Raw genomic sequence first — 24,465 nt, 5'->3', positions numbered from 1 at the left:
TCGATTGACGCCTTCCGGCATTTATGTCAGCATTACTGACATATCTCATAAGATGAAGACCGGAATACCGGCAGCGGGGCAAAGGCCCCAGGAGGAAACGGGAAATGACCGACGGTCATATGGCGCTCCGTGACGTAACGCTCGACGACAAGTACGACCTTTCCAAGGACGACGTTTTCATCACCGGCACGCAGGCCGTCATCCGCATGCTGCTCATGCAGCGCGAGCGGGATCGGCTCGCCGGCCTCAGCACGGCCGGCTTCGTGTCCGGCTATCGCGGCTCGCCCATCGGCGGTCTCGACCAGAATCTCTGGCGCGCCCGGAAATGGCTGGAAGCTTCGAACATCGTCTTCCAGCCCGGCCTCAACGAGGAACTCGCCGCCACGGCGATCTGGGGCTCGCAACAGGCTGAAGTTCGCGGCGACGGCAAGTATGACGGCGTCTTCGGTCTGTGGTACGGCAAGGGTCCGGGTGTCGACCGCTCCGGCGACGTGTTCCGCCATGCCAACATGGCGGGTTCCTCCAAGCATGGCGGCGTGCTCGCCCTGATGGGCGACGATCATACGGCGGAATCCTCGACCGTCGCACACCAGTCCGAATTCCACTTCGTCGACGTGATGATCCCGATCCTGAACCCGGCAGGCGTTCAGGAGATTCTCGATTACGGCCTTTATGGCTATGCCATGAGCCGTTTCTGCGGCACCTGGGTCGCCTTCAAATGCGTGAAGGACAACATCGAATCGACCGCCTCCGTCGACGCGTCGCTCGACCGCGTGAAGATCGTCCTGCCCGATGATTTCACGATGCCGCCAGGCGGCCTCAACATCCGCAACCGCGACGGGGTGCTCGACCAGGAGGCGCGGCTTCAGGACTTCAAGCGCGATGCCATGCTGGCGTTTGTCCGCGCCAACAATCTCAACCGCATCGTTCTCTCCGGCGGCCGCCATCCGAAGATCGGCATCATCACCGTCGGCAAGTCCTATCTCGACGTGCGCCAGGCCCTCGACGAGCTCGGCCTCGACGAGGTCAAGGCCAACGACATGGGCTTACGCCTCTACAAGGTCGCCTGCCCCTGGCCGCTCTCGCAGCGCGAACTCGTCGATTTCGCGCAAGGTCTGGACAAGGTCATCGTCGTCGAGGAGAAGCGCTCCCTCATCGAGGTGCAGCTGCGCGAGGAGCTCTACGGCACCGCCAATCAGCCGCTCTGCATCGGCAAGAAGGACGAGGAGGGCCGCTGGCTCTTTCCCGTGAAGGGCGCACTCGATTCCAACGACATCGCCATCGTCATCGGCGAGCGGCTGCTCGCCTATCACAACAACGACGATCTGCGCGGCCGCGTCGCGCGGCTTCGCCATGCGCAGGATGTGCTGGCAACGACGGGCGACGTGGCAACCCGCGTGCCGCATTTCTGCTCCGGCTGTCCACACAATTCCTCGACGAAGGTGCCGGAAGGCATGCGCGCCTATGCGGGCATCGGCTGCCACTACATGGTGCAGTGGATGGACCGCTCCACCGAGGGCTTCACGCAGATGGGCGGCGAGGGCGCGAACTGGATCGGCGAGGCGCCGTTCTCCAAGCGCGGTCACGTGTTCCAGAATCTCGGTGACGGCACCTACAACCATTCGGGCATCCTGGCCCTGCGCTGGGCGATCCACACCAAGACCAACGTCACCTACAAGATTCTCTTCAACGACGCGGTCGCCATGACCGGCGGGCAGAAGCATGAGGGCGGCCTCACCGTCGACATGATCGCGCGTCAGGTGCGCGAGGAAGGCGCGGATCGCATAGCCCTCGTCACCGACGAGCCGCACAAATATCCGAAGGAGATCCGTTGGCCTGACCGAATGACGATTCATCACCGCAGCGAGCTCGATTCCGTTCAGCGCCAGCTGGCTGAAATTCCCGGCGTGACGGTGATGATCTACGATCAGACCTGCGCGTCCGAGAAGCGCCGCCGCCGCAAGCGGGGCGAGTTCCCGGATCCGGACAAGCGAGTTATCATCAACGATCTCGTCTGCGAGGCCTGCGGCGATTGCTCGGTGCAGTCGAACTGCGTTGCCGTGCAGCCGGTGGAGACCGAGTTCGGCCGTAAGCGCCGGATCGATCAGTCGAACTGCAACAAGGATTTTTCCTGCGTCAACGGCTTCTGTCCCTCCTTCGTGACGGTGCATGGCGCCAAGATCAGGAAGGTCGTTCCCGAAACCGTCTCGGCGGAAGGCATGGCGTTCAAGCCGCTGCCCGATCCGGCAATTCCCGCCATCGACCGCACCTTCAACGTGATCGTGACCGGCATCGGCGGCACGGGCGTGGTGACCATCGGGGCGATCCTCGGCATGGCGGCGCATCTCGAAGGCAAGGGCCTGGGCATGATCGACATGGCCGGCCTCGCCCAGAAAGGCGGTGCGGTCTACAGTCATGTGCGGCTCGCCAACAACCAGGACGATATCCATGCCATCCGCGTGAGCGCGGAATCGGCCCATCTCGTGCTCGGCTGCGATCTCGTGGTGACGGGCACGAAGAAGGTGCTGGCCTCCGTGAAGGAAGGGCAGACGGCGCTCGTGGTGAACACGGCGGAAGTGATGCCGGGCGAGTTCACCCGCAATGCCGATTTCTCCCTGCCGACGGAACGCCTCAAGCGCGCGATCAAGTCGGCCGCGGGTACAGACGGCGTGTCCTTCGTCGATGCCACGGCGATCGCTACGGCGCTTCTCGGCAATGCCATTGCGGCCAACATGTTCATGCTGGGCTATGCCTACCAGACCGGCCGCGTTCCGCTCTCCGCTGCTGCCATCGAGAAGGCGATCGAGCTCAACGGCGAGGCGGTGAAGATGAATCTTTCCGCCTTCACCTGGGGCCGCCGTGCGGCGTCGGAGCCCGATCTCATCGCCGCCATGATGAGCGAGCTGAAGGCTCCGATGGAATCGCGCAAACTGTCCGAGACCCTCGACGAGGTGATCGAGCGGCGCGTGGCGTTCCTGTCCGACTATCAGAGCCAGCGCTATGGCCGCCGCTACCGCAGTCTTGTCGAGCGCGTGCGCGGGGCGGAGGACAAGATCGTTCCCGGCTCGACCGTGCTCGCCGATGCCGTGGCGCGCTCGCTGTTCAAGCTCATGGCCTACAAGGACGAATACGAAGTGGCGCGCCTCTACACGAACGGCCATTTCGAGCGCCAGGTCGCGTCAGCGTTCGAGGGCGAGAACCTGCGGTACGAGTTCCATCTCGCGCCGCCGCTGCTCGCGCGCAGGGACCCGGCCACGGGCCTCCCGCGCAAGATGAGCTTCGGGCCGTGGATGATGAAGGCTTTCCGCGTCCTCGCAGGCCTGAAGTCGCTGCGCGGCACACCGCTCGACGTCTTCGGCTATACCCACGAGCGCCGCGCCGAGCGCCAGCTCATCCGTGAGTTCGAGGGGCTGAACGAGGAAATCGTGACAAAGCTGAATGCCGACAACCATGCGGTGGCTGTCGGTCTTGCCAACATCCCGCAGAAGATCCGCGGCTTCGGTCACATCAAGGATCGCAATCTGAAAGCCGCTAAGGCGGAGGAGGCCGATCTCCTCGCCAAGTTCCGCACCGAGCCGCAGCCCCTGCCGGTCGCGGCGGAGTGATAGCTAAAACGGCTCTTGTCATGGCCGGGCTTGTCCCGGCCATCCCGATCCTATGAGGCGCCGGGCTTCAAGTTATCGGGATCACCGGCACAAGGCCGGTGATGACGTCTGAGATGCGGGAAGCTCAACCCCTAGCCTGGCTCACCTCGACAAAACTCTTCGCGACTTTCGGCACATTCGCCTCGTTGAGCCCCGCCACGCACATGCGGCCGGAGCCCACGAGGTAGACGCCATCCCGCTCGCGCATGACGTCGACCTGCTGTGTGCTCAGCCCCGTGTAGCTGAACATGCCGCGCTGATGGAGCAGGAAACCCACATCGACCTCGTTCGACAGGGCGCGGATCTGCTCGGCGAGGAGCCTGCGCATGGAATCCATGCGTGCGCGCATGGTCTCGACCTCGCTGACCCATTGCGCGCGCAGGTCGTCGTTGCCGAGCACGGTGGCCACGAGAAGCCCACCGGTCATCGGCGGGCTCGAATAGCTGCGGCGCACGGCGAGCTTCAATTGCCCGAGCACGCGCTCGGCCTCGTCCGCATCGCGGCAGACGACGCTGAGGCCGCCGCAGCGCTCGCCGTAGAGCGAGAAATTCTTCGAGAAGGAATTGGCCACGAGGCAGCTGGCGTGCTCCGCATAGCGGCGCACGAAGGCCGCATCTTCGTCGAGGCTGGTGCCGAAGCCCTGATAGGCCATGTCGAACACGACGATGTGGCGCTTGGCGAGAAGCACGTCGCTGACTGCGGCCTGCTGGCGCTCATCGAGATCGACGCCGGTCGGGTTGTGGCAGACGGGTTGGAGCACGACGATCGAGCCGTTCTCCGCCGTCTCGAGCGCCTTGACCATGCCGTCGAAATCCACGGACCGGTTGGTGCGATCCCAATAGGGATAGGTCGTGGTCTTGAAGCCCGCCCGCTGGAACAGCCCGTGATGGTTCTCCCAAGTCGGATCGCTGACGAGAACGGTCCGGCCGGGGCAGTGCTTGGCCAGGAAGTCGGCCGCGATGCCCACCGCACCCGTGCCGCCGAGGGTCTGGACCGTGGCAACGCGCTTCTCGGCAAGCGCCGGATGCGTGTCGCTGAAGACGAGCTTCTGCACGCCCTCGCGGTAGAGCGCGTGCCCTTCCATGGGAAGATAGGGCCGCTCGGCAAACCCGCTCCGTTCGTAGGCGGCCTTCACCGCGCCGAGCACCGGGATGCGGCCCTTCTCATCCGTATAGACGCCGATGCTGAGATTGACCTTCTCGGACCGAGGATCGGCCTTGAAGCTGTCGTTGAGGGAGAGGATCGGGTCGCCGGCGAACGCCTCGACCTGTCCGAACAGGGATTCCGTCATGCTGATCTCCAAGACCGTCGCGGCAGCAGGTTCTCGGCTGCATCGTTCATGCCGCGAGACCTAGCCCCTCCGGTGCCCTCTCGGCAAGGTTCTTCATGGAAACTCAGGTGTCCAGCCGCCAGTCCACCGGCTCCAGCCCCTTCTCGACGAGCCAGGCATTGGCGCGACTGAAGGGACGGGTCCCCCTGAAGTCGTTGAGCCGGTTGAGCGGGGAGGGGTGGCCGGCCTCGATCACGAGGTGCTTCGTCCGGTCCACCAGCGCCGCCCGCTTGCGGGCCGGACCGCCCCAGAGCAGAAAAACGACGGCGGGCTGCTGCGCCGAGATGGCCGCAATGGCCTGATCGACCAGGGCCGACCAGCCGAATTTCATATGCGCTCCCGATTGTCCGGCTTCGACCGTGAGCGAGGTGTTGACGAGCAGCACACCCTGTTTCGCCCATTTCGACAGATCGCCCGATTTCGGCATCGGCACGCTCAAATCCTCCGCCATCTCGGCCAGGATCGTGCGCAGCGATGCCGGGAGTCGCCGGGAGCCGCGATAGGAGAAGGCGAGCCCGTGGGAATCGCCCGGCGTCGGATAGGGATCCTGGCCGAGGACGACCACCTTGACCTTGTCGAGTGGCGTCAGGGAGATGCTGGTGAACACGGCCTCAGGCGGAGGCAGCACCTGCGCGCCCGAGGCGATGACCGCATCGACCTTGGCGGCCACGGTCTCGGCGCTGCCATCCTGGAAGAACGGCAGTTGAAGCCACCCGCCAGCCGTGGGCTTGGCGCGGAATTCGGCGAGGGCTTGGCTGATGGGGCCAGTCATGAAGAAGGCATGCCTTTCGGTATGGTGCGGGCTTTGTGGCTGCGCCGGCTCAATGGGTTGGCCGCAGGCGCATCGGTTGGATCCTCTCCCAGGGCCCGTCCGACGCCCAGTTTCTTAAGCGGCGCATCGTTCGAAGCTGAAAACCAGGTGTCCTTTTTAGTACGCTGCACTGTCGCTGAAAAAGACATCAGAGGTGCCGCTGAACTGGGCGCTGAGGCCGTCGACAGGATGTTACTTCTGTGACACGTTGCCGGTCTAGGTTCCATGGCCTTCACCCATGGTTCCAACCTGCTACGAGGACTTTCATGATGTTTCAGAGCCGCCCTTCCGCTGCGTTTCGCGCCGGGTTTCTCGGATTGTCCATGCTTCTGTCGGGCACCGCCCTGGCGCAGGAAGCCGTGACCATCCGCTTCGTCCAGACCAACGACATCGATCGCATGAGCGCCGAAAAGGGCCGCGGCGGCTTTGCCAAGCTGGCCACCGTCATCAAGGAGGAGAAGGCGAAGGGCAATGCCTTCTTCGTCCATGCGGGCGATACCCTCTCGCCCTCCCTCCTGTCTGGCTTCGATAAGGGTGCCCATATCATCGACATCCTGAACCATATGGGCGTCGATGCCATGGCGCCCGGCAACCACGAATTCGATCTCGGCGACGCAGCCTTCCGCGCCCGCATGGCGGAAGCCAAGTTCGACGTGCTCGCCACCAACATCGTCGACGGCAACGGCCTGCCGGCCAACACAAAGCCCGACAAGATGGTCGAGGTGCAGGGCGTGAAGATCGGCTTCTTCGGCCTCACGACCGAGGACACCCCGATCGCATCGAGCCCCGGCACCATCAAGTTCTCCTCCACCATCGATACGGCGCGCGCCAAGGCCAAGGAGCTGCGCGAGAAGGGCGCCGACATCGTCGTCGCGGTCGCCCATACGCCGCTCGAAGTCGACATGATCATCGCCCGTTCCGCCGGTGTGGATCTGATCATCGGCGGCCATGACGAGCACCTGCTCGCTTTCTACGACGGCAAGGTCGCCCTGACGGAATCGGAATCGCAGGCCAACTACATCAACGTCGTCGAGCTCGCCGTCACCAAGGCGACGAAGGACGGCAAGACCACCGTCACGTGGACGCCGAACTTCCGCCTCATCGACAGCGCCACCGTCAAGCCCGATCCTGAGATCGAGGCCGTGGTGAAGGGCTATGAGGACAAGCTCTCCAAGGAGCTCGACGTGGAGGTCGGCGTGACGGAAACGCCCCTCGACAGCCGCCGCGCCACGGTGCGCGGAGGCGAAGCCGCCATGGGCAACCTCGTGGCCGATGCGCTGAGAGCCTCGGTCGGCGCCGATGTGGCCATCACCAATGGCGGCGGCCTGCGCGCCGACAAGCAGTACGAGGCCGGTCAGAAGCTGACCCGCCGCAACATCCTGGCCGAAATGCCCTTCGGCAACACCACCGTGCTGCTCGAGGTCACCGGCGCCCAGATCAAGGCTGCGCTCGAGAACGGCGTCAGTCAGGTTCGCGAGCTGGGCGGCCGCTTCCCGCAGGTCTCCGGCATCGTGGCGGAGGTAGATGTGAAGGAGCCGGTCGGCAGCCGCGTGAAGTCGGTCAAGATCAACGGCCAGCCGCTCGATCCGGCCAATACCTACAAGCTTGCCACCAACGACTTCATGGCCCGCGGCGGCGACGGATACCGAGTCTTCACCGAGGCCAAGTCGCTCGTCGACGTATCCGCCAGCCAGCTCATGGCGACACAGGTCATCGACTACATCGCCAAGGCCGGCAAGGTCGCGCCGAAGGTCGAGGGCCGCGTCGTCCTGCGCTGATCCGACCGACAACTAATCTTCTTTAGGGCCGGGGCTCTCACGAGCTCCGGCATTTTCATGGAACGATGTTGCCGACGTGACGTTCGGGCGCATTTTTTACCTGTCCGCAACACGATAGTTCGCCCGCCTCTGGTCAATAGGACTTCGAGGCGTAAATTCCCTCTCCATCAAAGGCGTCTGCTGTGCCATTCTGGCCGCGCAACGGCGAATCTCCCACTCAAAAGCGATTTCTCCTTGCAATATTACATGCGCCCAGAATCGATCAGCCTGTCCCAGAAGCGGCGTCGCCGTTCCCTCGCGCGCGGTCGGCTGACCCTGTTCATGGGCCTGTTCGGCGTTGCTTTCATCCTCCTGACTTTCGGCTACATCGCCTGGGAGCAGCGCAACCGCCTGATCCAGCGCAATGAGGACGACCTCAGAAATGCAGCCTTCTTCCTGGCGGATCATACGGCCAGGCTTCTGGAGGTCACGGACCTGACCCTGAAACAGGCCGCTGCCCTGATGCAGGGGCAGAGCTGGGACCAGATCGAAACCTCGAAGCCTCTGTGGCAGCAGCTTCATGCCGTCCAGGCGGCGCTGCCTTTCATCGAGGATGTCTGGCTCAACGATCCGAGCGGACGCCTGCGTCTCACATCGGAACAGTTCCCAACGCCATCGTCGAACGTGTCCGGGCGCGATGCCTTCAGCGCTCAGGCGGCGGGCGATCAGGGATTGTTCATCGGCGAACCGATTCTCGGGCGTGTGACCAAGACGCCGACTTTCATGATCAGCCGTCGCCTCCAGAATGGAAGCGCGGAATTCGGCGGCATCGCGGCGGTCACCGTCTCCCTGTCCTACTTCTACGATTACTGGTCGAAGATCCGACTGCCGAAAGGCAGCCGGGTCGCTCTCCTGCGCGCTCCCGATGCAACGGTGATCGCCCAGTATCCTCCGCCGCCCGATGGTCTCTCCTTCGCACCCATCGACAAGTCAGCCTTCGACACGGCGCTTGGTTCAGCCTCCCAGGCCGGCCTCTACCCCTTCATCAGCATGGGTCAGGAGCGTGCCGGGGCCTATCGTCAGGTCGGCGCGATGCCGCTCTATCTCAATGTCAGCATGCCGGAGGATGCTTATTGGACGCCGTGGTTCGTCCAGACGCGGCTCTATGGCGCTTTTGCCCTGATCGCCCTTTTCGCCTTGCTCGCGCTGACGGCCTTGGCCTCCGAGCAGTTCCACGAACAGGCCGCCGATGCAGCCCTGCTCGAGCGGCAGGTGGCGCTGCGGACGAGCGAGCTGCGCACCGAAACCGCAGCGCTGGAAATTCTCAACCGCACGGGCAGCGTTCTTGCGGCCGAACTCGACCTCGACCGCATCATCGAGAGCGTTGTCAACGCCGGGATCGAGTTGACCGAAGCGCAGTTCGGCGCCTTCTTCTGCGGCGCATCCCAGGGCGGGAAAGAGCATTACGGGAAATTCGAGCCCGCAGGTCTCCGCGATACTTTCGCCGCCCTGAACATCCGGGACATCGGCGCGCCGGCTTTCCAGGAAGGCAAGGCGGTCCGCCTGGACAATATTGCCATCGAGCAGGGACATGACGGTACGCCTTTTACGCTGGATGCCACTTCGGATACGCCCGTGATCCGCAGCATCCTGGCCGTTCCCGTGGTTCTGCGGACCGGAGAGACTCACGGCATCCTCGTCTTCGGGCACGAGAGGGCGGGAATGTTCAATCGGCGCTCCGAGCGCCTGCTGGCGGGCCTGACGGCCCAGGCAGCCATCGCGCTCGAGAACAGCCGCCTCTACCGCAATGCACAGAGCGAGATCGAGGAGCGCAAGCAGGCCCAGACCCAGCAATCCCTGCTGATCCGCGAACTCCATCACCGGGTGAAGAATACGCTGGCGACCGTCCAGGCGGTGGTGGGCGCGACGGCGCGCTCTGCGCTCAGCATCGACGACTTCTATCAGGCGTTCGTCGGGCGCATCATCTCGCTTGCCAACACGCATTCCCTGCTGACCGAAGCCGTGTGGCAGACTGCATCCCTGCGCGAGATCCTGGAAAGGGAACTCCGGCCCTACAACGACACCAGGGGCGAGAGGATCGTTCTCAACGGTCCCGCCGTGGATCTACCCTCCGAGGCGGCCGTACCCATCGGCATGGCAATCCACGAATTGACCACCAATGCTGCCAAATACGGTGCCCTTTCGATCCCCGGCGGCAAGGTCGCCATAGCCTGGGAGGCTGAGCCGGTGGAGGATGGCACGCGGCTGAAACTCGTCTGGGAGGAGCGGGGAGGGCCCGGTGTCTCGGCTCCCACACGCCAGGGGTTCGGCTCGCGCCTGCTCCACAGGGTGCTGGCCACGCAGCTCAATGCGAAGGTCGAACTGGATTTCAGGCCGAAGGGGCTGCGCGTGGCCATCGATGCCGTGCTCAAGCAGGCGCGGTTCCCGGAGATGGGTGTCTGACCCGCTTGCATGCAAGACGAGCTTGCAATCAATCCCGACGATGCGATGAGGCGTCCTGTTGGCGGAACCGTCTGAAAATCCTATCTAGGGCGGCATCAAGAGCGGTATTCGTTTGTGGATCCTGCGGCCAAGGGGCTTTTCATGAATGAGAGTGTGAGTCTGACCGATCTTCGCCAGGGCGTGCGCCCGGTGGACCACCCGGCCGTTCGAACCGGGCGGATCGGTGTGCTTCTTCTGAACCTGGGGACACCAGAGGGCACCAGCTACTGGCCCATGCGCGCCTATCTGAAGGAGTTCCTCTCCGACCGGCGCGTGATCGAGACGCCGCGCCTCCTGTGGTGGCCGATCCTCAACCTGATCATTCTGACCAAGCGCCCCGGCCCCAAGGGCCGCGACTACGCTTCGATCTGGAACAACGAACTCAACGAGGGTCCGCTCAAGACCATCACCCGCAACCAGGCCGAGAAGGTGACCGAGCATCTGAAGGCCATTGCCGGCGACAGGATCACGGTCGATTGGGCCATGCGTTACGGCAAGCCGGAGGTGCGCGAGCGTATCCAGGCGCTCCTGGATCAGGGCTGCGACCGCATTCTGCTGGTGCCGCTCTATCCGCAATATGCGGCCGCCACGTCGGCGACGGCCTGCGACCAGGCCTTCCGGGCGCTGATGGACATGCGCTGGCAGCCGTCGGTACGGGTCTCGCCGCCCTATCACGACGATCCCGTCTACATCGATTCCGTGATCTCGTTGATGAAGAAGGAACTGGCGAAGCTCACCTTCGAGCCGGAGGTGATCCTCGTCTCCTTCCATGGCGTGCCGAAGGAATACCTGCTCAAAGGCGATCCCTATCACTGCCAGTGCGTGAAGACCTGGCGCCTGATGCGGGAGGCCTTCGGCTGGTCGCCTGACAAGTTCCGCATGAGCTTCCAATCCCGTTTCGGTACGGCGGAATGGCTGCAGCCCTATACGGACAAGACCGTGGAGGCGCTCGCAAAGAGCGGCGTGAAGCGCATGGCCATCGTGGCGCCCGGTTTCTCGGCCGATTGCCTGGAGACCCTGGAAGAACTCGATGGCGAGAACCGCGAGATCTTCATGCATAACGGCGGCGAGGAATTCGCCTATCTGCCCTGCCTCAACGACAGCGATGACGGCATGCGGGTGATCAACCACATCGTGGAGCGCGAGCTCCAGGGTTGGATCTAGGACTCCAGGCCTGTTTGCGCTAGCGTGAGCCCTCTGCAACGGAGTTGCCTGGGGGACTCATGCCGCTGAGTGGTTTCGACATCTTCGTCATCGTACTGGTGCTCGTCGTGGTGGTGACGATCGCCATGGGCATCAGGACGGTTCCACAGGGCTATGCCTATACGGTGGAGCGGTTCGGGCGCTATTCGCGCACGCTCACTCCGGGGCTCGGCCTGATCGTGCCCTATATCGATCAGGTCGGCAAAAAGGTAAACGTCATGGAGCAGGTGCTCGACGTTCCGAGCCAGGAGGCCTTCACCCGGGACAATGCCGGCGTCACCATCGATGCTGCCGCCTTCTACCAGATCCTCGATGCGGCCCGGGCCTCCTACGAAGTCTCGGATATGAACCAAGCCCTGCTGGTTCTGACCATGACCAATATTCGAACGGTCGTCGGCTCCATGGATCTCGACCAGCTCCTGTCCCACCGGGACGAGATCAACGAGCGCCTCCTGCGGGTCATGGACGCGGCGGCGTCTCCCTGGGGCGCCAAAGTCACCCGCGTCGAGATCAAGGACATCCTGCCGCCGCAGGATCTCGCCGGCGCCATGGCACGGCAGATGAAGGCCGAACGCGAGAAACGCGCCGCCGTGCTCGAGGCAGAAGGGCTGCGTCAGGCGGAGATCCTGCGCGCCGAGGGGCAGAAACAGTCGCAGATTCTCGCCGCGGAGGGCCGGAAGGAAGCGGCCTTCCGCGATGCGGAGGCCCGCGAGCGGCAGGCGGAAGCCGAGGCGAAGGCCACGGGCATGGTCAGCGAGGCCATTGCGAAGGGCGATCTCGCCGCGGCCAACTTCATCGTGGCGGAGAAATACATCGACGCCATCCGGGCGCTCGCGTCGGCGCCGAACCAGAAGGTGGTGATCGTGCCCATCGAGGTGGCAGGGCTTGCCGGAACGCTGGGTGGTATCGCCGAACTCACCAAATCCGTGTTCGGCGAGGGCGGGGCAGGTCTCAACAAGCCCGTGCGCAGCGTTCCCACGGTCGCCGGCGGAGCCGAGCGCTCATGATCGCCGACGCGTTCATCGGCCTAGGCGCCTGGGCCTGGATCATCCTTGGCGTCATCCTGATCGGCGTCGAGCTTCTCGCTCCAGGCTCGTTCTTCCTCTGGCTCGGTCTCGCGGCCATCGCCACCGGATTGCTGGATGCCCTGCTCGGCCTGTCCTGGCAGGCTGCGGCACTCCTCTTCGCGCTGCTCTCCGTGGGAGCGGTCATCCTGGGGCGGTTCGCCACCCGTTCGACGACGCAGCCCGATGCCGAGGCCACGCCGCTCAATCAGCGCGGCCAGTCACTCGTCGGACGGGTCTTCACCCTCGAGGCGCCGATCAAGGACGGCGAGGGGCGGATCCGGGTCGACGACAGCTCCTGGCGGGTGACGGGCGCCGACCGGTTCGCCGGCGCCAAGGTGCGCGTGGTGCGGGTCGAGGGCTCGACGCTCGTCGTCGACGATCCGTAAGCATCTTCAGGCGAAGTGGACACCGGTACGCCGCCTGGGCAATGCGACGAGCAAGAACCTCTACGCCGAGCCGGCGCGCAGCAGGTCGAGATAATGCACGAGGCCGATGGGTCGGTCGTCCTCGACCACGATCAGGGCCGTGATTCTGGAGGCTTCTTCCATCTCCAGGGCCGTGGCGACGAGGGCGTCCGGCGCGATGGTCCGCGGCGCCTTCGTCATGATCGCCGATACCGGAAGGGTCATGAGGTCGGGCTTGAGATTGCGGCGCAGGTCACCGTCGGTGACGATGCCCGCGAGCGTCCCATCGTCGTTCACCACGATCACGGCGCCGAAGCCCTTGCGGCCGATCTCGCCGATGGCCTCGTCCATGCGGGCGTCGATGCGGACGACAGGCAGGCGTTCGTCCTTGTGCATGATGTCGCGCACGAGCTTGAGCCGCGCGCCGAGCTTGCCGCCGGGATGGAAGACCTTGAAATGCTCTGCCGTGAAGCCGCGCTTCTCCAGCAGGGCAACCGCCAGGGCATCGCCGAGCGCGAGCTGGATCGTGGTCGAGGTGGTCGGCGCGAGGCCGTTGGGGCAGGCCTCCTTGGCCCGCGGCAGGGTGAGGCAGATGTCGGCCGCGCGTCCGAGGGTCGATTCCGCGTTCGAGGTGAGCGCGATCAAGGGCACCCGGAACCGCCGCGAATAGCCGATGATGTCGGCGAGTTCCGCGGTCTCTCCCGACCACGACAGGGCGATGATCACGTCGTCCGTCTGGATCATGCCCAGGTCGCCGTGGCTCGCCTCCGCCGGGTGGACGTAATGGGCGGGCGTGCCTGTCGAGGCGAAGGTGGCGGTGATCTTGCGCCCCACATGGCCGGACTTGCCCATGCCGGTGACGATGACCCGCCCCTTGGCCGCCGCGAGGGTTTCGACTGCAGCTGTGAAGACGGGGCCGAGGCCGTTGCCGATGGCGTCCATCAGGATCGTCAGGCCGTCCCGCTCGGTTTCGAGCGTGCGCAGGGCCGAGGCGACGGCCGGATCGGGCGAAAGGGGGGCTGTTCGTGCAAGTGCCATGGCCGCCCTCTAGCACAGACGGGCGGCCATGAGGAACCCTTGCATGAGGATCCCTGGAGCTTGCTTACTTCTGCCGCAGCAGGGCTTCGAGTTCCCGACGGAACTCGGCGGACAGCTCCTCGCGTTCCAGGGCATAGGCCACGTTGGCCATGAGGAAGCCGATCTTGGAGCCGGTGTCGTAGGTCTTGCCCTGGTACTTCATGCCGAAAAACTGCTGCTGCTTCATCAGCCGGATCATGGAATCCGTGAGCTGGATCTCGTTGCCGGCGCCGCGCTCCTGGGTGGAGAGCAGGTCGAAGATCTCGGGCTGCAGGATGTAGCGGCCGGAAATGATGTAGTTCGAGGGTGCGGTGCCCTTCGGCGGCTTCTCCACCATGCCGGTGATCTCGAAGGTCTGGCCGAATTCCTGGCCCACCGAGACGATGCCGTACTGATGCGTCTGATCCTCGGGCACCTCCTCCACGGCGATGATGTTGCCGCCATGCTTGTCATGGGCCGCGATCATCTGCTCCATGGAGCCGCGGCTGAGCATGTCGGGCAGGATCACGGCGAAGGGCTCGTCGCCCACGAGCTCGCGGGCGCACCAGACCGCGTGGCCTAGCCCGAGCGGCTCCTGCTGGCGGGTGAAGCTCGTCTGGCCGGCCTGGGGCTGGTCCTTGGCCAGAAGCTCCAGCTCCTTCGTCTTGTTGCGGCTTTCCAGCGTGCGGTTCAGCTCGTAGGCAATGTCGAAATGGTCCTCGATCACGGCCTTGTTGCGGCCGGTGACGAAGATGAAATGCTCGATGCCGGCGGCGCGCGCCTCATCCACCACATGCTGCACGACGGGGCGGTCGACGACGCAGAGCATCTCCTTGGGAACGGCCTTGGTGGCAGGCAGGAAGCGGGTGCCGAGACCCGCGACGGGAAGGACTGCTTTGCGGATACGCTTCATTGATTGGGCCATGATTGAGCATCAAGAGGGAAGGGTAATCTAAGTCAGGACCGGGAAAAGGGAACCGATAACTGTCAAGCTTCGGCACCGTCCAACGCGGCAGTGCTTCCGATGTTCCAGCGTTGCATGCGCCTCGTTGCGGCTCCCAACCTGAATTGGAGCTGACGTGTTGTGGTTAAGCTGCCAACAAAGGCGGTTTTGAGGAGGCCCATCAGCTGCCCGCCCCGTGGACACATAAGGACGCACTATCAACATGGGGAGCTATCAACCGGCTGTTAACCTGCTTAGTGTCGCATTGGCAGGGCAGATCTGTCCTGTTCGTGAGCGACTTCCATGCGCCAGCCGCTTTCTCTGGTGTGCCGCCTTTCCGGCGCACTCCTTCTCGGTTTGAGTCTCACCGTGGGTGCAGGCGGTAGCGTTCCGCCCGTGCAGGCGCAGGAATCCTCCCAAGCCGGCTTCCAGCGCTTCGTCCAGGGGCTCTGGCCCGCCGCCAAGGCGCGAGGGGTGTCGCGGGCGACCTTCGAGGAGGCGTTCCGGGGCGTCGAGCCCGATACCAAGATCATCGCTCTCACGAAAAAGCAGTCCGAATTCGTCCGCCCGATCTGGGACTACATCAACGGCGCCATCTCGGCCCAGCGCCTGAAGCGCGGCCAGGAGATGGCGGCCGAGTGGTCTAAGACCCTGGCTGTCGTCGAGCAGACCTATGGGGTTCCGCGCTCTGTCGTTCTCGGCATCTGGGGCATGGAGACCAATTTCGGCAGCTTCACCGGTTCGATCTATGCGGTGCGGGCGCTCGCGACCCTGGCCTATACCGGCTACCAGGACGATTTCTTCAAGGAGGAACTGCTCACCGCGCTCCAGATCCTGGAAGGCGAGCATATCGACCGCTCCAAGATGCTGGGCTCCTGGGCCGGCGCCATGGGACAGACCCAGTTCATGCCCTCGAGCTTCATGAAATTCGCCGTTGACGGCAATCGGGACGGAATTCGGGATATCTGGTCCTCGGTGCCCGACGCCATGGCCTCCACGGCCAATTACCTGCGCCAGCACGGCTGGGAGGCGGGACTGCCCTGGGGCTTCGAGGTGGCGTTGCCGCGCGGGTTCGATTACCGGCATTTGAGGCAGGATTTCGCCCGATGGCAGGCCGTAGGCGTGCGGCGCGTTGATGGACGGGCCATGCCCCGCTCGGGCGAGGCCAGCCTGTTCCTGCCGGGGGGCGCGGGCGGTCCCGCCTTCCTGGTGACGCGCAACTACGACGTGATCAAGGCCTACAACTCCTCGGACGCCTATGCGATGGGCGTTGCCCATCTCGGCGACCGGCTCCTGGGCGGATCGCCGATCCAGGGCGCCTGGCCCAAGGACCAGCCTATGCTCGACAAGGATCAGCGCCAGGAATTGCAGGAGCGGCTCGCCGGCCTCGGGTTCTATGAGGGCAATACGGACGGCAAGCTCGGCTCCAAGACCCGGAAGGCCGTGCGGAACTTCCAGCTGCGCCGTGGCTTGATCCCGGATGGCTATGCCGATTACGCGGTCTTGCGTGAGTTGCGCGCGACCCGCTGACGGAGTTCCCGCAGGGCTCTATACTCAGGGCTGGTCCGAAATGAAATGGAACCGCCTATGACCATGGTGCCGATCCTTCGCCGAGCATCCCTGGCGCTGTTGCTGGCCGTCCTCGGGGGCAACGCGGCCATGGCCCAGTCCGGCTACCAGCCGCAGGGCCAGCGCGATCTGCGGGCCTATCCTCCGGGCTATTATCCCGGAAAACTCGTGCAGCCCGCGCAGCCTCAGCCGCAGCAGGGCTTCAGCCTCAGGCGCTTTTTCGGGGCCCCGGACGAGCCGTCTCAGCCGACGCGCGCGCCCGTCGCGCGGCCGCGCAAGTCCGTTCCGTCACCGGCGGTCGTTGCGAAACAGGAAAAGCCGAAGGTCGATCCGAGCACCTACGTGGTGGTGTTCGGGGACGCCCTGGCCGGATTTGCCCGCCAAGGGCTCGATGCGCATTTCGCCGAAAACCAGGATGTGGCGGTCGTTCCCAAGATCAGGGATACAAGCCTCGTCCGTACCGATCCGGCCGATTGGCCCAATTTCATCAACTCGACCCTTGATAGCGGACAGAAGACGACCGTTGCCGTGGTGATGCTCGGTACGAGCGACCGGCAGGCGATCAAAGAAGGCGAGGAGTCCGTCGAGCCGCTGACCGATCGGTGGAAGGACCTCTACCGCCAGCGCGTCGATGCGATCGTGAACACGTTCAAGGAGCGCAAGATTCCCGTGGTCTGGATCGGCCTGCCGCCGATGAAGAACAGCAAGGCGTCCGAGGATCTGGTCGCCATCAACGAGATCTACAAGGAAAGCGTCCAGCGTGGCGGCGGCGCTTACGTCGATATCTGGCCGGGTTTCGTAGACGACGAGAACCGCTACACGGCCGAGGGGCCCGATGTGGACGGCGAGCCTGCCAAGCTGCGCACCAACGAGGGCATGTTCTTCACCCGCGCCGGCTCGCGCAAGGTCGCCTTCTTCGCCGATACCGAGATCAAGCGCATCTTGGGGCAGGGTGGAACGGCGGCGGCTCCCGGTCCGGCCGATATCACGCCCGCGGATGGGTCTTCCGCTCCCTCGATCGAGGCGGCACTCCCGGCGCCGCCGGATGCTGCTGCACCGATCCCCCTGCCATCAAAGCCGCTGGTCGGACCTGTCCTGCCGCTGACCCGCCAGGACGTGGCTCCAGGAGGGACGCTGGTATCGGCACCGCCAAAGCTCACCGGGGACAATGCCTATACGGTCCAGCGGGCCTTGCGGGTGGGAATCGCACCGGGCTCCCGGCCCGGTCGGGCCGACGATTTCCGCTGGCCCAATCCTTAAAGACATCCAGACAACAAAAACGCGGCGGTTCATTTCGCAAAATGAACCGCCGCTTTCGTTTAGGCGAACGGATGGATCAGACCGGCAGGGTGCTGGAGCCCATCAGGAAGGTGTCGATGGAGCGGGCGGCCTGGCGGCCTTCGCGGATGGCCCATACCACCAGCGACTGACCGCGCCGCATGTCGCCGGCGACGAAAACCTTCTCGCTGGACGTACGGTAGCTCTTGTCGTCGGCCACCACGTTACCGCGACGGTCGATAGTGACGCCCGACTCGTCCAGCAGGCCTTCCTTGATCGAGCCGGCAAAGCCGATGGCGATGAAGACGAGATCCGCCTTGAGCACGAACTCGCTGCCTGGGATGGGCTGGCGCTTCTCGTCCACGCGGGCGCATTGCACGCCGTTCACGCGACCCTTCTTGCCGACGACACCGAGAGTCGCAGCCTGGAACTCGCGCTCCGCGCCTTCCGCTTGGGACGAGGAGGTGCGCATCTTGGTCGGCCAATAGGGCCATACGGTGAGCTTGTCCTCGCGCTCCGGGGGCTTCGCACGGATGTCGAGCTGCGTCACGGAGAGCGCGCCCTGACGGAAGGCGGTGCCTACGCAGTCGGATGCCGTATCGCCGCCGCCGATGACCACCACATGCTTGCCGTTGGCGAGAATGGGTTCCGCCGTGACGTCCTCGTTGCCGACACGCTGGTTGGACTGGGTCAGATACGGCATCGCGTAATGCACGCCGAGGAGATCCTGCCCCGGCAGGTTCGGGTTGCGCGGATCTTCCGCACCGCCGGCGAACAGCACCGCGTCGAACTCGTTGTGGAGCGAGGCGAAGCTCTTGTCGACGCCGATATTGACGCCGCAATGGAAGATCACGCCTTCCGCTTCCATCTGCTTCACGCGGCGATCGATGTGGTACTTCTCCATCTTGAAGTCCGGGATGCCGTAGCGCAGCAGCCCGCCGGGCTTGGCCTGGCGCTCGAACACGTGCACCTCATGGCCGGCGCGGGCGAGCTGCTGGGCCGCTGCCATGCCGGCAGGACCCGATCCGATCACGGCCACGCGCTTGCCGGTCTGTACATCGGCCGGCTCCGGCTTTACGAAGCCCATCTCCCACGCTTTGTCGGCGATGGCCTGCTCGATGGTCTTGATGGTGACCGGCTGGTTTTCGAGATTGAGCGTGCAGGCTTCCTCACACGGAGCCGGGCAGATGCGCCCCGTAAATTCGGGGAAGTTGTTGGTGGTGTGGAGGTTGCGTGCAGCCTCCTCCCAGTCGTCGGACCAGACCAGATCGTTCCAGTCGGGAATCTGGTTGTGCACCGGACAGCCCGTCGGACCATGGCAGAAGGGAATGCCGCAATCCATGCAGCGTCCCGCCTGCTTCTTCAGGTCGTTGTCGTCGAGCGGCAGCGTGAACTCGCGGAAGTGGCGCACGCGTTCTCCGGCGAGCTGATACTTCTGCTCCTGCCGGTCGTATTCGAGAAAGCCTGTGACCTTGCCCATGGGTTTGCCCCTTTAATCCTTATTCCGCCGCCTGCAGGTTCCGGAGACGATCCATCTCCTGGAGCGCACGGCGATACTCGACCGGCATGACCTTCACGAACATGGTGCGGTAGGTCGTCCAGTTGTCCAGGATCTCCTTGGCGCGCGCCGAGCCCGTATAGGTGTGGTGATTGGTGATGAGCTGCATCAGACGCTCTTCATCGGGGCCTGACATGTTGGCCATGATGTCGATGCGGCCCTTGGTCTCCAGATCGCCGCCGTGATGGTGGAGGCGGCGCATCAGGTCCTCCTCCTCCTCGACGGGTTCGAGATCGACCATGGACAGGTTGCAGCGCTTCGTGAACGTACCGTCCTCGTCCAGCACGTAGGCGATGCCGCCCGACATGCCTGCCGCGAAGTTCCGTCCGGTCTGTCCCAGCACGACCACGAGGCCGCCGGTCATGTATTCGCAGCCGTGGTCGCCCGTGCCCTCAACCACCGCGATGGCACCGGAGTTGCGCACGGCAAAACGCTCGCCCGCGACGCCGTGGAAATATGCTTCACCGGCAATCGCGCCGTACATCACCGTGTTGCCGACGACGATGGAGCGCTCCGGCGCCGCCTTCGAGGCAGACGACGGGCTGATGATGATCTTGCCGCCCGAGAGGCCCTTGCCGACGTAGTCGTTGGCTTCGCCTTCGAGGTTGAGCGTCACGCCTGCCGCAAGCCAAGCGCCGAAGCTCTGGCCCGCAGTGCCCTTCAGCTTCACGGTAATCGTGTCGTCGGGCAGTCCCTCATGGCCGTAGCGCTTCGCCACCTCACCGGAGAGCATGGCGCCTACGGTGCGGTCGGAGCTGCGCACCCGAGCCTCGATGGTGACGGCCTCGCCGTTCTCCAGCGCAGGACCGGCCTGCGCGATGAACTCGCGGTCGAGCACGTTGGCGATGGGGTGAGCCTGACGCTCCTGGTGACTGATCGCCACGTTCGGTCCTGCTTCGGGCTTGTGGAACAGCTTCGTGAAGTCTAGGCCCTTCGCCTTCCAGTGATCGATGGCCGAGTTCTTGTCGAGCAGATCGGACTGGCCGATCATCTCGTCGATGGTGGTGAAGCCCATCTCGGCCATCAGCTCGCGCACTTCCTCGGCGACGAAGAAGAAGTAATTGATGACGTGCTCGGGCAAGCCCTTGAAGCGCTTGCGCAGCACCGGGTCCTGCGTGGCAACGCCGACAGGGCAGGTGTTGAGATGGCACTTGCGCATCATGATGCAGCCGGCCGCAATCAGCGGCGCGGTCGAGAAGCCGAACTCGTCGGCACCGAGGAGTGCTGCGATGATGACATCGCGGCCCGTGCGAAGACCACCATCGGCCTGCAGGGCCACGCGGCCGCGTAGACGGTTGAGCACCAGGGTCTGCTGGGTCTCGGCAAGGCCGATTTCCCAGGGCGAGCCGGCATGCTTCAACGAGGTGAGGGGAGACGCACCCGTGCCGCCCTCGAAGCCCGAGATCGTGATGTGATCGGCGCGCGCCTTGGCGACGCCTGCCGCCACCGTGCCGACGCCGACTTCCGCCACGAGCTTCACCGATACGTCGGCTGACGGGTTCACGTTCTTCAGGTCGAAGATCAGCTGTGCCAGATCCTCGATGGAGTAGATATCGTGGTGCGGCGGCGGCGAGATGAGGCCGACGCCGGGGGTCGAGTGACGCACGCGGGCAATCTTGGCGTCGACCTTATGGCCGGGCAGCTGACCGCCTTCGCCGGGCTTGGCGCCCTGGGCCACCTTGATCTGCATCATGTCGGCATTGACGAGATATTCCGTCGTCACACCGAAGCGGCCGGAAGCCACCTGTTTGATGGCGGAACGCTTGGAGCGTCCATCCGACAGGGGACGGAAACGCTCCGGCTCCTCGCCGCCTTCGCCGGTGTTGGACTTGCCGCCGATGGCGTTCATGGCGAGCGCCAGCGTCTCGTGCGCTTCCTTCGAGATCGATCCGAAGGACATGGCGCCGGTGGAGAAGCGCTTCACGATCTCCTGGGCCGGTTCCACTTCGCTCAGGGCAACGGGCGCACGTCCCGTCTCTTCCGCCTTCCTGATGCGGAAGAGGCCGCGAATCGTCTTGAGCTCGTTGTCCTGCTCGTTCACGAGACGGGCATATTCACGGTAGCGGTCCTGCGCGTTGAGGCGCACGGCGTGCTGCAGCGTCGCGACCGTATCGGGGTTCCAGGCATGCACCTCGCCACGCTGGCGGTAAGCGTATTCGCCGCCGACATCGAGCGCGTTGCGGTAGATCGGCGCGTCGCCGAAGGCGTCGCGGTGGCGGTGCACGTTCTCTTCCGCCACTTCATCCATGCCGATGCCTTCGATGGTGGTCGCCGTGCCGAAGAAGTCACGGGACACGAAGTCGGACCGGAGGCCGACCGCGTCGAAGATCTGCGCGCCGCAATAGGACTGATAAGTGGAGATGCCCATCTTGGACATCACCTTGAGCAGGCCCTTGCCGATGGACTTGATGTAGCGCTTGATCGCCTCGTCCGCGTCCACTTCCTCCGGCAACTCGCCGGCTTCAAGCATGGCTTCGATGGTCTCGAAGGCGAGATACGGGTTGATCGCCTCCGCGCCGTACCCGGCCAGGCACGCAAAGTGATGAATCTCGCGCGGCTCGCCGGACTCGACCACGAGGCCGACCGAGGTGCGCAGACCCTTGCGGATCAGGTAGTTGTGCACGGCCGCGGTGGCGAGCAGCGCCGGGATCGGGATGCGGTCCGGGCCAACCATGCGGTCGGTGAGAATGATGATGTTGTAGCCGCCATGCACCGCCGCCTCCGCCCGGTCGCAGAGACGGTCGAGCGCGCCGTCGAGGGTGGCGGCTCCGAGCTCCGCGTCATAGGTGATATCGAGGGTCTTCGTGTCGAAGCGGTCCTCGAAATGGCCGATGCAGCGGATTTTCTCCAGATCCTCGTTGGTGAGGATCGGCTGGCGCACCTCCAGCCGCTTGCGGCGCGATGTGCCTTCCAGATCGAGGATGTTCGGACGCGGGCCGATGAATGACACCAGGCTCATGACGAGTTCTTCGCGGATCGGATCGATCGGCGGGTTCGTCACCTGGGCGAAGTTCTGCTTGAAATAGGTGTAGAGCAGCTTCGGCTTGTCGGAGAGAGCGGAGATCGGCGTGTCCGATCCCATGGAGCCGACAGCCTCCTGGCCGGTGACGGCCATGGGCTGCATGAGGAGCTTCAGGTCCTCCGAGGTGTAGCCGAAGGCCTGTTGGCGATCGAGGAGAGACACGTCCGTGCGGGACTCGCGCGCCTGGACGGGCTTGAGATCCTCAAGCACGATCTGCGTGCGCTTCAGCCATTCCTTGTAGGGATGGGCGTCCGAGAGCTGCTGCTTGATCTCGTCGTCGGAGACGATGCGGCCTTCCTCGAGATCGATGAGAAGCATCTTGCCCGGCTGCAGACGCCACTTCTCGACGATCTTCTCCTCAGGAATCGGCAGGACGCCCATCTCGGAGGCGAGCACCACGAGGCCGTCATCGGTCACGAGATAGCGGGCCGGACGAAGGCCGTTGCGGTCGAGCGTCGCGCCGATCTGCTTGCCGTCGGTGAAGCACACGGCGGCTGGGCCGTCCCACGGCTCCATGAGGGCCGCGTGATATTCGTAGAATGCGCGCCGATCGTCGTTCATGAGCGGGTTGCCGGCCCATGCTTCCGGAATGAGCATCATCATGGCATGCGACAGGGAATAGCCGCCGCGCACCAGGAATTCGAGCGCATTGTCGAAGCAGGCCGTGTCGGACTGGCCCTCGTAGGAGATCGGCCAGAGCTTCGAGATGTCGTTGCCGAAGAGTTCGGAATCGACCGAAGCCTGACGGGCCGCCATCCAGTTCACGTTGCCGCGCAGGGTGTTGATCTCGCCGTTATGGGCGACCATGCGGTAGGGATGTGCGAGCTGCCAGGTCGGGAAGGTGTTGGTGGCGAAGCGCTGGTGCACGAGGGCAATGGCGCTCTCGAAGCGTTCGTCCTGCAGGTCGAGGTAGTAGTCGCGCAGCTGCGTGACGAGCACCATGCCCTTGTAGACGATGGTGCGCGAGGACAGGCTGACCGGATAATAGCCGGCGGTGCGCGCGTCCTTCATGTCGTAGACGGCATTGGAGATGACCTTGCGGGCGATGAACAGGCGACGCTCGAAGGTCTCGGCATCGTCCATGCCCTTGCCCTTGCCGATGAAGATCTGGCGGTGCTGCGGCTCGGTGGCCTTCACGCTCTCGCCGAGATCGCTCGAATCCACCGGCACTTCGCGCCAGCCGAGAACCTGCAGGCCCTCGTCGGTGATCGCCTTGGTGACGATCTCCTCGACGAGCTGAAAGCCCTCGGGATCGCGTGGCATGAACAGATGGCCGACGCCGTATTGGCCTTCCTCGGGCAGCCAGATGCCGACCTTGGCACATTCGGCGGCGAAGAACTTGTGCGGGATCTGAACCAGGATGCCGCAGCCGTCGCCCATCTTCGGATCGGCGCCCACCGCGCCACGATGGTCGAGATTGTGCAGGATGGACAGGCCCTGCTCGACGATGTCGTGCGTCTTGCGGTTCTTCATGTCGGCGATGAAGCCGACGCCGCAGGAATCCTGCTCGTTGGAAGGGTTATAGAGGCCCTGGGCGGACGGCAGGCCCGGATCACGCACCACTTTGACCGTATCCGCCATCGTGGCCGTACGGCTTGGCACTTGGGCTTCCAGGCTCTTAGTCGGCTCGTCGCTCATGGCAGATCCTCACATCCGAACACGTCTTCAAGGTTCTTTGAGGCGGCTTTTGGGCTCGCCGGATGATCGGATCGTCCGGGCGCCCGCCGCTTCTTCGGGTTTTCGAGGGTTGGGTCCGGCAGGGGAGCCCGCTCCTCGCGGGCATCCTTTGGGCTTTCAGAGTTCAGCCCAGAGTCGCCCGTTCCGCCCACGTTTTGCGGGCGGCTTTGTTGGTATCTCGTTTCGTTCGCGTTAGGCGAAGCATCAAGAAAACCCCAGGGCGAAAGGTAAGGAGTGCAGACACTCCAAAAGGGACAGCATCGCTGTCCTAATAGAGGCAAGGTGCCAGAGTTCAGCGCAGTGCACAAGAGGGTTTAGAAATATTTTAGACAAAAGTTACAAGCCGATGACTCCGAATGTAACAAAAACAGCTTTTGGGGCTTAGGAACGAAAGTCTCCACCGATGGGTCAATGATCTTGACATGTTGCCGTGGCTGGCCGGAGCGAGCACTTACCTAGACGGCAGGAGCATCCGGGCATGCCCAGAACGGGCATTCCCCTTTTCGAGCCGATGCTCTAGTACTACTGTGTCATAAACTCACGAGGCGAGCTATAGTCGGGAGATCCATCATGCGGAGGCGTGTGATGAACCTTCCTATCCCATCAGAGACGCGCGAGGCGCGGTTTGCCGCCTATGTTGATGC

General features: G+C 64.1%; 14 protein-coding genes. 8 read left to right on the top strand and 6 right to left on the bottom strand.

Going from position 1 to position 24,465, the window contains the following annotated elements; genetic code table 11:
* Nucleotides 1-104 precede the first annotated feature (104 nt).
* Entirely contained in the window at nt 105-3,605 is a 3,501-nt protein-coding gene (locus FS320_RS07070; protein WP_152710381.1) for an indolepyruvate ferredoxin oxidoreductase family protein, read from the top strand.
* A gap of 124 nt (nt 3,606-3,729) precedes the next feature.
* On the opposite strand, the gene FS320_RS07065 is transcribed toward FS320_RS07070, so the two are convergent.
* Together FS320_RS07065 and ung are read right to left on the bottom strand one after the other, a co-directional pair.
* Nucleotides 3,730-4,935, bottom strand: a complete 1,206-nt coding sequence (locus FS320_RS07065; protein ID WP_244627009.1) for an amino acid aminotransferase — start codon at nt 4,933-4,935, stop codon at nt 3,730-3,732.
* A 103-nt stretch (nt 4,936-5,038) separates the two neighbouring features.
* A complete protein-coding gene (gene ung, locus FS320_RS07060) occupies nt 5,039-5,746 on the bottom strand; it encodes a uracil-DNA glycosylase (protein ID WP_152710380.1) in 708 nt (235 codons plus the stop codon).
* Nucleotides 5,747-6,051: 305 nt separating this feature from the next.
* On the opposite strand from ung, the gene FS320_RS07055 reads away from it, so the two are divergent.
* From FS320_RS07055 to FS320_RS07035, 5 genes are all read left to right on the top strand, one after another.
* The gene (locus FS320_RS07055) at nt 6,052-7,563 is read left to right on the top strand and encodes a bifunctional metallophosphatase/5'-nucleotidase (RefSeq protein ID WP_244627008.1); all 1,512 of its coding nucleotides are present in this window, start codon (nt 6,052-6,054) and stop codon (nt 7,561-7,563) included.
* Nucleotides 7,564-7,809: 246 nt separating this feature from the next.
* Complete coding sequence (locus FS320_RS47695; RefSeq protein ID WP_244627007.1) at nt 7,810-10,005, top strand: sensor histidine kinase; 2,196 nt, start codon at nt 7,810-7,812, stop codon at nt 10,003-10,005.
* A 141-nt stretch (nt 10,006-10,146) separates the two neighbouring features.
* Nucleotides 10,147-11,208, top strand: coding sequence for a ferrochelatase (gene hemH / locus FS320_RS07045; RefSeq protein ID WP_152710379.1), 1,062 nt, complete (start codon nt 10,147-10,149; stop codon nt 11,206-11,208).
* A 59-nt stretch (nt 11,209-11,267) separates the two neighbouring features.
* On the top strand, nt 11,268-12,254 hold the full coding sequence (locus FS320_RS07040; protein ID WP_152710378.1) for an SPFH domain-containing protein: 987 nt from the start codon (nt 11,268-11,270) through the stop codon (nt 12,252-12,254).
* Nucleotides 12,251-12,700 carry an NfeD family protein gene (locus tag FS320_RS07035; protein ID WP_152710377.1) on the top strand — a complete coding sequence of 150 codons (450 nt, stop codon included), beginning with the start codon at nt 12,251-12,253 and terminating at the stop codon, nt 12,698-12,700. The genes FS320_RS07040 and FS320_RS07035 overlap by 4 nt, the downstream gene beginning before the upstream one ends.
* Before the next feature lie 60 nt (nt 12,701-12,760).
* Here the strand turns inward: FS320_RS07035 and FS320_RS07030 are convergent, their stop codons facing one another.
* Nucleotides 12,761-13,756: a KpsF/GutQ family sugar-phosphate isomerase gene (locus tag FS320_RS07030; RefSeq protein WP_152710376.1), complete on the bottom strand. Its 996-nt coding sequence runs from the start codon at nt 13,754-13,756 to the stop codon at nt 12,761-12,763.
* 64 nt (nt 13,757-13,820) lie between these two features.
* A complete protein-coding gene (gene galU / locus FS320_RS07025; RefSeq protein WP_152710409.1) occupies nt 13,821-14,687 on the bottom strand; it encodes a UTP--glucose-1-phosphate uridylyltransferase GalU in 867 nt (288 codons plus the stop codon).
* Nucleotides 14,688-15,020: 333 nt separating this feature from the next.
* Here galU and FS320_RS07020 point away from each other — a divergent pair, with 333 nt between their 5' ends.
* On the top strand, nt 15,021-16,247 hold the full coding sequence (locus FS320_RS07020; protein WP_152710375.1) for a lytic murein transglycosylase: 1,227 nt from the start codon (nt 15,021-15,023) through the stop codon (nt 16,245-16,247).
* 57 nt (nt 16,248-16,304) lie between these two features.
* The gene (locus FS320_RS07015) at nt 16,305-17,546 is read left to right on the top strand and encodes an SGNH/GDSL hydrolase family protein (protein WP_162002867.1); all 1,242 of its coding nucleotides are present in this window, start codon (nt 16,305-16,307) and stop codon (nt 17,544-17,546) included.
* 76 nt (nt 17,547-17,622) lie between these two features.
* Here the strand turns inward: FS320_RS07015 and FS320_RS07010 are convergent, their stop codons facing one another.
* Together FS320_RS07010 and gltB are read right to left on the bottom strand one after the other, a co-directional pair.
* A complete protein-coding gene (locus FS320_RS07010) occupies nt 17,623-19,044 on the bottom strand; it encodes a glutamate synthase subunit beta (RefSeq protein WP_152710373.1) in 1,422 nt (473 codons plus the stop codon).
* A 19-nt stretch (nt 19,045-19,063) separates the two neighbouring features.
* Nucleotides 19,064-23,725 carry a glutamate synthase large subunit gene (gene gltB, locus FS320_RS07005; protein WP_152710408.1) on the bottom strand — a complete coding sequence of 1,554 codons (4,662 nt, stop codon included), beginning with the start codon at nt 23,723-23,725 and terminating at the stop codon, nt 19,064-19,066.
* Nucleotides 23,726-24,465 lie beyond the last annotated feature (740 nt).

It is taken from the genome of Microvirga tunisiensis, from assembly GCF_009296175.1.
GTDB classification, from domain to species: domain Bacteria; phylum Pseudomonadota; class Alphaproteobacteria; order Rhizobiales; family Beijerinckiaceae; genus Microvirga; species Microvirga tunisiensis.
The sequence above is the reverse complement of the archived record's forward strand: the minus strand, read 5'-3'. Positions and strand labels throughout refer to the sequence as shown.